Genomic DNA, 12,137 nt, shown 5'->3' with positions numbered 1-12,137 from the left:
TGAGCGGAGGTTCAACCCGTCAGGCAGCCGGCCGTAGGAGGATGGCCGGTTGCCAATCTACTGGCATTCTGCGGACGCTAGAAAGCATCTCCGGCCCAATCTTCGTGCGCATGACGAATACGGATCACAAGAATGCTCCCGTCATCGTTGATCTGATAGACAACCAAGTGCGCCTTGAAGGGATGGATCCTGACCGGCGGAGAAATTTCGTGACGCTCTCGAGCCATTCGCGGGTTTGAATCAATCAGCTCGAATATCGCGAAAAGCTCATCGTGATATCGTTTGGCGACATGTGGGCCAAAGCTGCGAATGCCTTGCTCGGCAATCGAGACGATATCCTCTTCCGCCTCGGCAGACAGATTGAAGGGCATTAATCGCGTCCAGTGTTGATCTCTGCTCGCGCGACAGCGACAGCGAATAGTTCGTCTTTCAAACGGCTGCCTACGCCACTCTTGAGCCCGTCGTCGACAAAACGCTGCATCTCGGCGATTTTGTCCGTGCGGGCCTGGTCTCTGCGGATCAGGTCTCTGACATAATCGCTCGCGTTCGAGTATCGACCCGTTCTTGCCTGTGATTCAACCCAGTCTTTCATGGGGTCCGGCAGAGATACATTCATCGTAGCCATTCGAGTCTCCTTGATGCTTCAAGATACTCAGCGATGGCAAAGTTTGTCAAACGGTGAGAATGGCACCATAAAGCTCTTGCACTGATTGGATTTAATGCCTCCGTAATCGTGATAAAAGATAACCCATTGAGATATCATCTCAAGCATTCGATTTATTTTGCAGCAAGCGTTTCATCCTTGGCCGAAATCAGGCTTGCAATGTTTGGTGAGGTGACCGCGGACAGCAGACGTCATTCCACCTTTCTCAACCTCACTCCGCCATATCAAACTGGTTCGTCGCATGGAGAACTCGCGGGCCAGATCACTTAACGATCTGATTAGTTCCCAAAATGTAGTCCGCATCAGCTGCTGCAGCCTGGAAAGCAACACGCGCCTCCTCAACCGCTTTATCCCCGCCAATGCAGCACGGCATGCGCTCCTGGCTTTTACGAAAGACATCCCTCGATCAGCAGGCCAGCTCTCGGTCAGATATTTTAAAGCATCGAACGGCCCCTCAATTTTCTGGAGGTCCGAGTTCAACGCCATTTCGACAGGCTCGTCCCATCTGGTCTTTCGACTTGGCATGCAGCTACTTCCTTCGAGCGTCTGAAGCCAAGATGCGAAATTATCTTACGACCAATTAGTGCAGGATCTGGCTGAGGAACAGCCTGGTGCGGTCATGCTGCGGATTGTCGAAGAATTCGGCCGGCGAATTCTGTTCGACGATCTGGCCCTGGTCCATGAAGATGACGCGGTTGGCGACCTGGCGGGCAAAGCCCATTTCATGGGTGACGCAGAGCATGGTCATGCCTTCTTCGGCAAGGCTTACCATCGTGTCGAGCACTTCCTTGACCATTTCCGGGTCGAGCGCCGAGGTCGGCTCATCGAACAACATGATCTTCGGCTTCATGCAGAGCGAACGGGCAATCGCCACGCGCTGCTGCTGACCGCCTGAAAGCTGGCCCGGATATTTGTTGGCCTGTTCCGGGATTTTCACGCGCTTGAGGTAGTGCATCGCCACTTCCTCGGCTTCCTTCTTCGGCATCTTGCGAACCCAGATCGGCGCCAGCGTGCAGTTTTCCAGGATCGTCAGATGCGGGAAGAGGTTGAAGTGCTGGAACACCATGCCAACTTCGCGGCGCACTTCGTCGATCTTCTTCAGATCGTTGGTCAGCTCGATATTGTCGACGAGGATGTTGCCCGACTGATGTTCTTCCAGGCGGTTGATGCAGCGGATCATCGTCGACTTGCCGGAACCGGACGGTCCGGCGATGACGATGCGCTCGCCCTTCATCACCTTCAGATTGATGTCGCGCAGCACGTGGAAATCACCGTACCACTTGTTCATGCCGATGATTTCGACCGCGACGTCGGTGGAGGAGACGGTCATGTTCTTCAGTGCTGCGCTCATATCAAATCCAGACGATATTATATCTCAGCGGATGTTCAGGCCTCGACCACGAGGCCCTTGGCCTTGAGGACCGGTTCAAGATTGCTGACCTCGACCACTGACTTGCCCGCCTTGTAGGCCGCAATGTAACCGGCCTCGGCATCTTCGCGCGCCTGGGACAGCTTTGCCACTTCGGCGGCTTCGCTGCGGCGAACGACGACCAGACCATCGGCGTCGCCGACGATGACATCGCCCGGATTGATGATCTCGCCGCCGACGATGATCGAGTCGTTGGTCGTGCCGATCGTTTCCTTGACCGTGCCCTTGATGCAGGCGCTGAGCGAAAAGACCGGGAAGCCCAGTTCGCGCAGTTGCAGCGTGTCACGCACGCCGGTATCCGTCACAAGACCGCCGATACCCTTGGCGAGGCACGCATTGGCCAGCACGTCGCCGAACGAGCCGGCTTCCTCGTATTCACCGGCGGAAACGACGATGATATCGCCGGGCTTGGCATAGTTGATCGCCAGCTGCAGCATGATGTTGTCGCGCGGCGAAGACTTCACCGTGAAGGCCGGGCCGCAGAGCTTCATCCGATAATCGACCGGCTTGAGGCGTGACGACAATGCACCACGGCGACCCTGCGCTTCATGAATGGTGGCGGGCGAGAATTTCGCCAGTGCTTCGATATCCGACGTGCTCGGGCGAGCGGGAATATCCTTGATATGAACCATGTTTTCCTCCTGTGATTTTAGCGATTTTTACGAACTGCCGAAAGGAAGTTGCGAACATCCTGATGGGCTTCATCCGAGAAGAATTCGGCTGGCTCGGCATCGAAAGTCAGCGTGCCGTTGCGCAGGAACCAGATGCGGTCCGCCACTTCCCGGGCAAATCCCATTTCGTGGGTGACACACATCATGGTGATGCCGTCGGCCGAGAGCTCGCGCAGCAGCTTCAGCACTTCGCCGACCATTTCCGGATCGAGTGCGCTGGTAGGCTCGTCGAGAACCAGGACCTCGGGCTTCAGGATCAACGAGCGCGCAATCGCGACACGCTGCGACTGGCCACCTGAAATATCGGCTGGAAGAGAATGCGCCTTGTCGGCAAGTCCTACGCGCTCCAGCATCTGCATTGCCACAGGCCGAGCTTGGGCACGCGATTGCTTGCGGATCCGCAACAGCGGCAACATCACATTTTCTACGACCGAGAGATGCGGAAACAGGTTGAACTGCTGGAAGACGAAACCGATGCCGCTGCGCAGCACGTTGACGTCGATGTCCTTCGCGTAGATGTCATGCCCGGCCAGCGTGATCTTGCCTTTCTGGATCGGCTCCAGCCGATTGACGGTGCGGATCAGTGTCGACTTGCCGGAGCCGGAGGGACCGCAGAGAACGGTCGTCGTCCCCTTGGCCACCGTCGCGTTGACATCACGCAGAACCTGCAGGGCGCCGAACCACTTTGAAACGTTCTGAAACTCGATCATGCCACTGCCTCCACAACGACCTGCCCCGTTCTGCGGGACGAAATGCGGCGCTCCAGCCAGTTCGTTGCTTGGCTAAGCGCGAAGCAAAGGACGAAATAGACCGCAGCAAGGATGCCGAAGATCTGTAGCGGCTTGGTCACTTCGTTCGAATTGACCTGCAGCATCACGTAGGAGAGTTCCGAGACAGCGATGATCGAACCGAGCGACGACTCCTTGATGATCGTCGTCAGCTGATTGACGATGCCAGGAATGACGTTGAAGATCGCCTGCGGCAGGATGATCCTGAACATGGTCGGGACATAGCCGAGGCCGAGTGCGGCGGCGGCTTCCCGCTGGCCCTTCGGTAGGCCCGTGATACCGGCCGCAATGATCTCGCCCAGATAGGCCGTCTGATAGATGACAATGGCGACGATCAGGGTGAAGGCGGCATCGATCGGAAAGCCGATGATCATCGGTACGGCGAAATAGGCCCAGAAGATCAGCATCAGCAGCGGGATGGCACGAACACTGTGAACGAAGCCGTTCGCGATCGACTGGATGATGCCTGGTTTTCCGGTTCTGGCGAGCGCGATAAGAACCGCGCAGGGAAATGTCACGATGAGGCTGACGAAGGAGATGATCAGGGTCATCGCCAGTCCGCCGAGCTTGCCGTGTGGATATTCGCCGATCAGCAACAGGAGCCAGTAGTTCTGAATGATTTCCAGCATTACTTCACCCTCAGCTCATATCGCTTGGAGAGGATCGACGAGAGCCACATGATCGCAAAAGAGATGAGCATGTAGATCGCCGTGGCGATGCCGTAGGCCTCGAAGATGCGGAACGACTGTTCCTCGATATAACGGGCCTGGTAGCTGAGTTCGGCGACGCCGATGGCGGCGGCAAGACTGGTACCCTTGAAGAGAATGAGGGTCTGTCCGAGCAGCGCCGGAAGCGCCAGGCGCCAGGCTTGCGGCAGGATCACCCAGGCCATGGCACCGAGATAAGTCAGGCCGATCGATCGCGCCGCCTCCATCTGTGCCGGGTGGATCGACCGCAGACCGCTGCGGAAATCCTCGGACATATAGGCCGCCTTGTTCAGGGCCAGCGCCACGATGGCGTATCCGATCTCCGCCCCGATATCGTTCAGATAATCGTTGACCGCATCCGGCAGGACGACGGCAAAACCGAAATACCAGACGAATAGCTGGATCAGCATCGGTATGTTGCGATGATATTCAACGAAGGCCGCAACAAGGAATTGCGTCGGCTTGAACTCGACCGCCCGAATGACAGTGAGAACCACAGCCAGCACGAGACCGATGACCCAGGAGAAAACGAAGACCACCATCGTGGCCTGGAGACCCTCCAGGATGAGTTCGAGATACTCACCCTGCAGGACCTTACCAAAGTCGAATTGGTAACCCATCAAAGTTGACCTGTATGCAGTATGCGGAGAAGGTTAGTTCGTGAACCAGGTTTCCTGGGGCCTGCCGAACTCGAACTTGCGTGTGGCCTTCAGATCGGAATCCTTGCCCAGCCACTTGTCGTAAAGCTTCTGGCCTTCGCCATTGGTCTCCAACTCGGCAAGGAACGCATTTGCCTGCTTGACCAGTTCCGGCGATCCCTTGCGGAAGCCGAAACCGGACGGCATGGAGAGAAGCGGTTCATCAAGGAAGCGCAGCCCCTTGATCTCGGAGCCGGCATTACGCTGCACGGCCTTGCCCTCGGAATAACGGTAGACGGTCGCCTTCACCTTGCCCTGCTGCAGGGCGAGGAAGGATGCTGCACTCGTTTCGAACGAGAGGATGCGGGCATCCGGAAGGCGCTTTTCCGTCAGGGGGATCAGGACGGAGCCCTTCACCAGCCCAATGCGCTGGCCTGAAAGGTCGGCAACGGTCTTGATGTCGGACTGATCGAGAACGACGAAATTGAAGTCCTCGGCAATATAGGCGCCGCTGAAATCCACCTGCTCGGCGCGCTCCTTGCTGTAGCTCAGAAGCGAGGACAGGATGTCGACGCGGCCCTGGGTCAATTCGGCCATGCGGGTTTGTGGCGAGACGGCGGTCATCTTGGCGCTGACGCCAAGATATTTGGCGAACATGCCGCAAATCTCGATCTCGTAGCCGTTCGGCTCGCGGGTCTTGGGGTCCTGGAAACCGAGCGGCGGCGAGTTTGTCAGAACGCCGCAGTTCAGAACTCCAGCCTTCTTGATGTCATCCAGCTGCTCAGCGGCAGCGACATTCGAAAACAACGCAGCCCCGATCGCGGCCAACGTCATGAGACGAGCAAATTTCATAGTGTCCTCCATTAACAGCGCTTCCTCTCGCTGCGTGGAAAACCTATGACAAGCTCGATATTCGAACAAATATATATTGCAGATACGTACTATATCTTTACGGTATATAAGAAGGGGGAGCAGATGGTTCTCGATCTCTTGAAGATGCGCTATTTTGCCAAGATCGCTGAGGTGGGATCCTTTACCAGGGCATCGCGGGAGCTCGGTGTTGCGCAGCCGCCGCTGAGCCTGCACATGCGCTCGCTGGAAGACTATCTCGGCGTCCAGCTCCTCAACCGAACATCGCGCGGAGTGGTTCTCACCGATGCGGGACAGACGCTCCTCTCCCACGCACAGTCGATCCTGCGCGCCGTCGAGCAGGCAGAAGCAGAAACGAGGCAACAGGATCGGACGCCGAGGGGAGATGTCTCGCTCGGCATGCTGAGTTCGCTCTCCCCGATTCTTGCAGTCCCCGTGCTGGAAATATGCGAAAAGACCTTTCCGCAGATCCGCCTGACGATCAGCGAGGGCGACAGCCAGACCTTGAGGGCGGCGATCGACACGCATCTACACGATCTCGCCATCAACCTGGTCGATGTCGCCAAGGCAAGTTCCCTGCCCCTTTTCGACGAACGGCTTTATGCGGTGGGGAGGATCGGCAGCTTTGATGACATAACCGGGCAGATGTCGGTCGAGGATGCACTTTCTCTGCCGCTGATCATGCCGACCCGCCGTCACGGCATTCGCGTATTGATAGAAAGGCAAGCCCTGATGCTGGGCCGCGACCTCAATATCGTGCGCGAGATCGAAGGGTTGGCCAGCACAAGGGCTGCCATTCGTGCAGGGCTGGGATTTGCCATTCTCGGCAGGGGCGCGATTTATGCGGACATGCAGCAGGGAAATCTTGCAGCAATTCCCCTCTCCGCCCCCGAACTTTCGCGCCGTCTCATCCTAGACATGCCGGTCAACCACCCCCCGACCCGCGCGATGATCGAGGTGCGGAACATTCTGACATCGGTGATAAAGACGCTGGGCCAGGAGGGGCATTGGACATGCCTGCCTTGACGCGCGGCCGGAAGCACGTTTTCAGTCGGATCATCCCGTGACAGGAGAAAAGATGCCGAGCGAACAGGAGCCGCGGCCAACCGAAGCTGGCAATGGACCGCCGACAATGGCGGATGTCGGACGGCTTGCCGGCGTGTCTGCGATGACGGTGTCGCGCGCGCTCAAGGGCAATGCCCACATCGCCAAGGGCACGCTGGAGCGCATACTTTCGGCAGTCGATGAACTCGGCTATGTGCTGGACCAATCGGCCGGCAGCCTGTCGTCGCGCCGCAGCGGCTTCATCGCCGCCATCGTTCCCTCGATCGACAACTCGAATTTTGCCGATACGGCTCGCGGCATTACCGATGCATTGGCGCAAACGAACATGCAGTTGCTCCTTGGTTACACGAACTACTCGGTCGCGCGCGAGGAAGAGCTGATCGAATCCATGCTGCGTCGTCGGCCGGAAGGCATCATCCTGACAGGTGGAGAACATACGCCGCGCGCGCGCACAATGCTCGCCAATGCCGGTATCCCGGTAATCGAAACCTGGGACGTGCCGGAGACCCCGATCAATGCCGTCGTCGGTTTCTCCAACGCCGATGCGGTGGAAGCACTTGTCGACAGTCTCGTGACCCAGGGCTATTCGCGTTTCGGCTTCATCATCGGGACCGTGGCTTCCGATGCGCGCGGGCGTCAGCGCCATATCGGCTTTGACCGCGCCTTGCTGCGGCATGGCCTGAGCAACAATAGGGTCGTGTCGGTAGAGTCCACGCCGATGCGCATGGCGCATGGCGCAGAAGCAATTCGCCAATTGCTTCGAAATTTTCCGGACACGGATGTTGCCGTCTGTGTGGGTGACCTTCCCGCATTCGGTGCTATGATGGAATGCCGCAGAATGGGGCTTTCCGTGCCGGGCGACATCGCCATCGCCGGCTTCGGCGATTACGAGATCGCCTCGATATCCGAGCCCGGCATCACCACCGTCAATGTCGATGCTTACGGGATCGGCCAACAGGCCGCCGGGCAGATGATCGCCATGCTTGAAGATCGCAGTGCTGCGACGACCATCAGGACAAATTATCAGGTGCTGCTGCGCGGCAGCACCTGATAGCTTTTCAGGGTTCAGAAGCTGAGCTGGACCTTCATCGAACGGCTGCGATCACCCGCAACCTCGAACGCCTTCACGGCATCCGCAACAGGGTAGATCTCCGACAGGAGGGGCGAGAAATCGACGCGCTTCTGGTTGATGAGATCAACCGCCTGACCGAATTCCTCGTGGAAGCGGAACGTGCCCTTCACCTCGATTTCCTTGGCGACGATCGTATTCTGCGGCAGCGAGATATCGCCACCGAGACCGAGCTGGACGAGGATGCCGCGGGGTTTGAGCACTTCCAGACCCGAACGCACGGCGCGTTCATTGCCGGAGGCTTCGAAGTGAACATCGAAATACCCCTTGTTGACCGTGTAGGCGCCAAGGGCATCGGGATGCGACGCGGTATTGATGGTGCGGTCGGCGCCAATGGCCTTCGCCTTTTCCAGCACGGCATCCATAATGTCGGTCGCAACCACTTCGCGTGCGCCATGCAGGCGGGCAGCGATGATCGACAGGACACCGATCGGGCCACAGCCGGTAACCAGCACCCGCTTGCCCTGAAGCGAACCGGCGCGGGAGACGGCATGCAGAGTTACCGCGAAAGGTTCGGCGAAGGCGGCCTCGTTGATGGAAATGCCTTCGTTGACCTTGTGGCACTGCCATGCTTCGGCCACCAGGCGCTGACGGAAAGCACCCTGGATATGCGGCATGGGCATGGCGCTGCCGTAAAAGCGCATATTGAGGCAATGGTTCTGCCGACCTTTGAGGCAGTAGTCGCAAGCATTGCAAGGACGGCTCGGCGAGACGGCGACACGATCGCCGATGGAAAGATGCGAAACGCCGCTTCCAAGCGCGACAACGCGTCCGGCGACCTCGTGACCGAGGATCATCGGCTCGCGAACGCGAACCGTGCCGAAGCCTCCGTGATGATAATAATGCAGGTCGGAACCGCAGATACCACCGGCTTCGATGGCGATATCCACCTGCCCGGGACCGGCAGTCTCAACCTCCCGCTCCTCGACCCGCAGGTCCTTGGCGGAATGAATGACGACAGCTTTCATGGCAGGACCTCAGATGACGGGAGTGGGAAGGGGCTGGCCGGAAAAATGCGCCGTCAGATTGTCACGCACGAGCTTGCCCATCGCCTTGCGCGTCTCGATCGTGCCCGACGCATGATGCGGCTGCAACAGCACGTTTTCGAGCTTTAGGAAACGCGGGTTGAGATTGGGTTCGCCATCGAACACATCAAGCGCCGCCGAACCGAGCCTGCCATTTTCAAGCGCGTCCAGAAGCGCCGCCTCGTCGATATTGGAAGCGCGAGAGATATTGATCAGCATACCTTCCGGGCCAAGAGCCTCGATGACAGGCTTCGAGACGATATGCCGCGTGGCTGCGGAAGCCGCCAGCGTCACAAACAGGAAATCCGAATGGTCGGCAAGTGCCACCGGATCATCAATGAACGTCATGCCCTCGGCATAGGACTTTTCGGAGACGTCGCTATAGGCGATATCCATATCGAAACCGCGAAGGCGCTTGGCGACCTCGAAACCGATGCGGCCCAGGCCGAGAACACCGGCCTTGCGGCCCCAGACCTTGCGCTTCAGCGGGTAAAGACCCTTTGCAGCCCAGCTTCCGTCCTTCACCCATTGTTCGGCGCCGATCATGCCGCGCGACTGGCAGAGCATCATCGCAACGCCGAGATCGGCAACATCGTTGGTGAGGACATCCGGCGTATTGGTGACCCGGATACCACGGGTGCGGCAGGCGTCCAGATTGACCGCATCATAGCCGACACCATAGACCGATACGATCTTCAGGTTGGGCAGCTTGGCAATCAGTTCCGCCGATGCGCCGAGTTCGCCGCGCGTGGCAATCGCCGTTACCTGGCTGGCCTCGTTTGCGATGAAGGCGTCGCGGTCGCTCGCCTCATAGAGTTTCTTTACATCGTAGCTCTTTTCAAGCTCGACCATATCCCATTCCGGATAGGGGCCGATGACGAGGATTTGCGGCTTCATTTCTCACTCCCAATGTTACATTTTTATTGCATATGTTATCGATAACACCTATGTCAACGTCAAACAACCTTTTGAACCGGGAGGAGTTTCTGATGTCATTTCCGCTTTTCGATCTGACGGGCAAAATCGCGCTGATCACCGGCTCCAGCCAGGGCATCGGCCTGGCGCTGGCGCGTGGCCTTGCCGAACACGGCGCCACCATCATTCTCAATGGTCGCGATGAAGCAAAACTGGATAGCGCGAAAAAGCAGCTGAGCGCAGACGGTTTTACCGTCCACGCCGTCGCATTCGATGCGACCGACCATGCTTCCGTCACCGCCGGTGTCGCCCGCATTGAAACGGAAATCGGCCCGATCGACATCCTCATCAACAATGCCGGCATGCAGCACCGCTCGCCGCTGGAGGACTTTCCGGCCGACAAGTGGCAGCAGCTTGTGACCACCAATATTTCCAGCGTCTTCTATGTCGGCCAGGCTGTCGCCCGCCACATGATTGCCCGCGGTCACGGCAAGATCATCAATATCGCCTCCGTACAAAGCGAACTCGCCCGTCCGGGTATTGCCCCCTATACGGCCACCAAGGGTGCGGTCAAAAACCTCACCAAGGGCATGTCCACCGACTGGGCAAAGCACGGCCTGCAGGTCAACGCCATCGCACCCGGCTATTTCAAGACACCGCTCAACCAGGCGCTGGTCGACAATCCGGAATTTTCCGCATGGCTGGAAAAGCGCACCCCGGCTGCCCGCTGGGGCAATGTCGATGAACTCGTCGGCGCAGCAGTCTTCCTCTCCGGCAAGGGCTCCTCTTTCGTCAATGGACACACGCTTTATGTCGACGGCGGCATCACCATCAGCCTCTGAGGCACATCCCATCCGGCGGCCCATCATCGTAATGGGCGTTGCCGGCTGCGGCAAGAGTTCGGTCGGCACGCGCCTGGCGGAAGCGCTCTCCCTCCCCTATCAGGAAGGCGACGATCTTCATCCTCAGGCGAACGTCGCCAAGATGTCGGCGGGTACCCCCCTCAACGACGATGATCGCTGGCCCTGGCTCGATCGTATTGGCGAAATTCTGGCCGATCATGCGACAAGCGGCATCGTCCTGACGTGCTCTTCACTGAAGAAAGTGTATCGCGACCGGTTGCGCGCTGCGGCGGGCGGAAAGCTCGCCTTTGTGTTTCTGGACGGCAGCAAGGCGCTTCTGACCCAGCGCATGGGCAGTCGCGAAGGCTACTTCATGCCGACCAGTCTTCTGGAAAGCCAGCTCGCGACACTGGAGCGGCCCGATGAGGAAACCGGCGTCGTCGTTGTGAATATAGACAATACACCGGAAAAGATCACCGATCTGGCTATAGACGGCCTTAAAGAGCTCGCAAGCAGATAGACAAAAGGGCGACCGCAAGGCCGCCCTTTTGATTTCCCGCAGTCGCTGCGGATCCAGGCTGCATAAAAGGGAAGCTGTCGCAAGGCTTGGCAAAGTTTCAAATGGCATCGGTGTCGTATGCCTTGTCAGCAAGAATCATCGCGCCAGGCTGCAGGTCGCTCAACAGCTTCTCGGCCATCGATGCATAGGCAGCTTGGCCGGCGGTAAGTTCCAGCCGAACCGGTCTGCCATCCGCATCGACAAGAGCATGAATTTTTGTCGTCAGGCCGCCGCGCGAACGTCCCATGCAAGGATCGGCAGAGCCCCCTTTTTTGCGTTGGCACCATGCTGGTGAACACGAACGCCGGAACTGTCGATCATCACGATGTCTCCATCGTAACGCTTTGAAACGGCGTCCAGAAGACGATCCCAGACGCCCGCCTTGCACCAGCGGGAAAACCGATTGTAAAGCGTCGTGCGCGGGCCATAATGCTCCGGCAGGCCTCGCCAGGAAAAGCCAGTCCTGAAACGCCACAGGATGCCGTTGATCACCCGGCGGCAATCGACACGTTCAATTCCATGGGTATTAGACGGAAAATGGTGCGATGATAGCCCATTCTTCGTCGCTCAATTCGTGACGGCGCATGGGAAGCTCCTTTCAAGGAGATTGAATCAAATGCCGTCCACAAGATGAACCCCGTTTATGGGGCCACTGCCCAAGCACATCGCTTTTTGAAATATTTGTTGCGGGGGCCTGAACGCAGCGAGATTTGTAAATTCCTTAGCACTTGAGCGAGTACGAACCGGCGACCCAGCTTCATCCATCAAGCATGGAATCGTTAAGTGGCTGCAAAGGCGCCACATTGCCGAAGAAGCAATATGGCTAAGCGTCAGG

14 protein-coding genes and 2 pseudogenes are annotated in these 12,137 nt (G+C 58.1%); 4 read left to right on the top strand and 12 right to left on the bottom strand.

Going from position 1 to position 12,137, the window contains the following annotated elements; genetic code table 11:
• Nucleotides 1–77: 77 nt before the first annotated feature.
• From JNB91_RS14440 to JNB91_RS14400, 9 genes and pseudogenes are all read right to left on the bottom strand, one after another.
• The gene (locus tag JNB91_RS14440) at nucleotides 78–371 is read right to left on the bottom strand and encodes a type II toxin-antitoxin system RelE/ParE family toxin (RefSeq protein ID WP_220326211.1); all 294 of its coding nucleotides are present in this window, start codon (nucleotides 369–371) and stop codon (nucleotides 78–80) included.
• Nucleotides 371–625 (bottom strand): type II toxin-antitoxin system ParD family antitoxin, encoded by a 255-nt coding sequence (locus JNB91_RS14435; protein ID WP_220326210.1) that lies wholly within the window; start codon nucleotides 623–625, stop codon nucleotides 371–373. Before JNB91_RS14435 ends, JNB91_RS14440 begins: the two co-directional genes overlap by 1 nt.
• A 301-nt stretch (nucleotides 626–926) precedes the next feature.
• A pseudogene (locus JNB91_RS14430) lies at nucleotides 927–1,189 on the bottom strand (DUF982 domain-containing protein).
• Nucleotides 1,190–1,244: 55 nt separating this feature from the next.
• Nucleotides 1,245–2,015 (bottom strand): amino acid ABC transporter ATP-binding protein, encoded by a 771-nt coding sequence (locus JNB91_RS14425; RefSeq protein WP_275957786.1) that lies wholly within the window; start codon nucleotides 2,013–2,015, stop codon nucleotides 1,245–1,247.
• Between the two features lie 35 nt (nucleotides 2,016–2,050).
• Entirely contained in the window at nucleotides 2,051–2,725 is a 675-nt protein-coding gene (locus tag JNB91_RS14420; RefSeq protein WP_220326209.1) for a 4-carboxy-4-hydroxy-2-oxoadipate aldolase/oxaloacetate decarboxylase, read from the bottom strand.
• A gap of 17 nt (nucleotides 2,726–2,742) precedes the next feature.
• A complete protein-coding gene (locus JNB91_RS14415; protein ID WP_220326208.1) occupies nucleotides 2,743–3,474 on the bottom strand; it encodes an amino acid ABC transporter ATP-binding protein in 732 nt (243 codons plus the stop codon).
• Entirely contained in the window at nucleotides 3,471–4,181 is a 711-nt protein-coding gene (locus tag JNB91_RS14410; protein WP_220326207.1) for an amino acid ABC transporter permease, read from the bottom strand. The genes JNB91_RS14415 and JNB91_RS14410 overlap by 4 nt, the downstream gene beginning before the upstream one ends.
• Nucleotides 4,181–4,879, bottom strand: coding sequence for an amino acid ABC transporter permease (locus JNB91_RS14405; RefSeq protein WP_220326206.1), 699 nt, complete (start codon nucleotides 4,877–4,879; stop codon nucleotides 4,181–4,183). Before JNB91_RS14405 ends, JNB91_RS14410 begins: the two co-directional genes overlap by 1 nt.
• A gap of 33 nt (nucleotides 4,880–4,912) precedes the next feature.
• Nucleotides 4,913–5,749, bottom strand: coding sequence for a transporter substrate-binding domain-containing protein (locus tag JNB91_RS14400; protein ID WP_220326205.1), 837 nt, complete (start codon nucleotides 5,747–5,749; stop codon nucleotides 4,913–4,915).
• Between the two features lie 123 nt (nucleotides 5,750–5,872).
• Here JNB91_RS14400 and JNB91_RS14395 point away from each other — a divergent pair, with 123 nt between their 5' ends.
• Together JNB91_RS14395 and JNB91_RS14390 are read left to right on the top strand one after the other, a co-directional pair.
• On the top strand, nucleotides 5,873–6,793 hold the full coding sequence (locus JNB91_RS14395; protein ID WP_220326204.1) for a LysR family transcriptional regulator: 921 nt from the start codon (nucleotides 5,873–5,875) through the stop codon (nucleotides 6,791–6,793).
• 52 nt (nucleotides 6,794–6,845) lie between these two features.
• Entirely contained in the window at nucleotides 6,846–7,883 is a 1,038-nt protein-coding gene (locus tag JNB91_RS14390) for a LacI family DNA-binding transcriptional regulator (RefSeq protein ID WP_220326202.1), read from the top strand.
• Nucleotides 7,884–7,897: 14 nt separating this feature from the next.
• On the opposite strand, the gene JNB91_RS14385 is transcribed toward JNB91_RS14390, so the two are convergent.
• Together JNB91_RS14385 and JNB91_RS14380 are read right to left on the bottom strand one after the other, a co-directional pair.
• A complete protein-coding gene (locus JNB91_RS14385; protein ID WP_220326201.1) occupies nucleotides 7,898–8,929 on the bottom strand; it encodes an L-idonate 5-dehydrogenase in 1,032 nt (343 codons plus the stop codon).
• 9 nt (nucleotides 8,930–8,938) lie between these two features.
• Nucleotides 8,939–9,883 (bottom strand): 2-hydroxyacid dehydrogenase, encoded by a 945-nt coding sequence (locus JNB91_RS14380; RefSeq protein WP_220326200.1) that lies wholly within the window; start codon nucleotides 9,881–9,883, stop codon nucleotides 8,939–8,941.
• A gap of 92 nt (nucleotides 9,884–9,975) precedes the next feature.
• Here JNB91_RS14380 and JNB91_RS14375 point away from each other — a divergent pair, with 92 nt between their 5' ends.
• A complete protein-coding gene (locus JNB91_RS14375; protein WP_220326199.1) occupies nucleotides 9,976–10,743 on the top strand; it encodes an SDR family oxidoreductase in 768 nt (255 codons plus the stop codon).
• Entirely contained in the window at nucleotides 10,712–11,263 is a 552-nt protein-coding gene (locus JNB91_RS14370) for a gluconokinase (RefSeq protein ID WP_220326198.1), read from the top strand. The genes JNB91_RS14375 and JNB91_RS14370 overlap by 32 nt, the downstream gene beginning before the upstream one ends.
• 100 nt (nucleotides 11,264–11,363) lie before the next feature.
• Here the strand turns inward: JNB91_RS14370 and JNB91_RS30725 are convergent.
• Nucleotides 11,364–11,888, bottom strand: a pseudogene (locus JNB91_RS30725) (IS5 family transposase); the annotation flags it as partial.
• Nucleotides 11,889–12,137: the final 249 nt, after the last annotated feature.

The organism is Aliirhizobium wenxiniae, from assembly GCF_019511445.1.
Taxonomy (GTDB): Bacteria; Pseudomonadota; Alphaproteobacteria; order Rhizobiales; family Rhizobiaceae; genus Neorhizobium; species Neorhizobium wenxiniae_A.
This window is presented reverse-complemented; position numbering and strand designations above follow the sequence as displayed.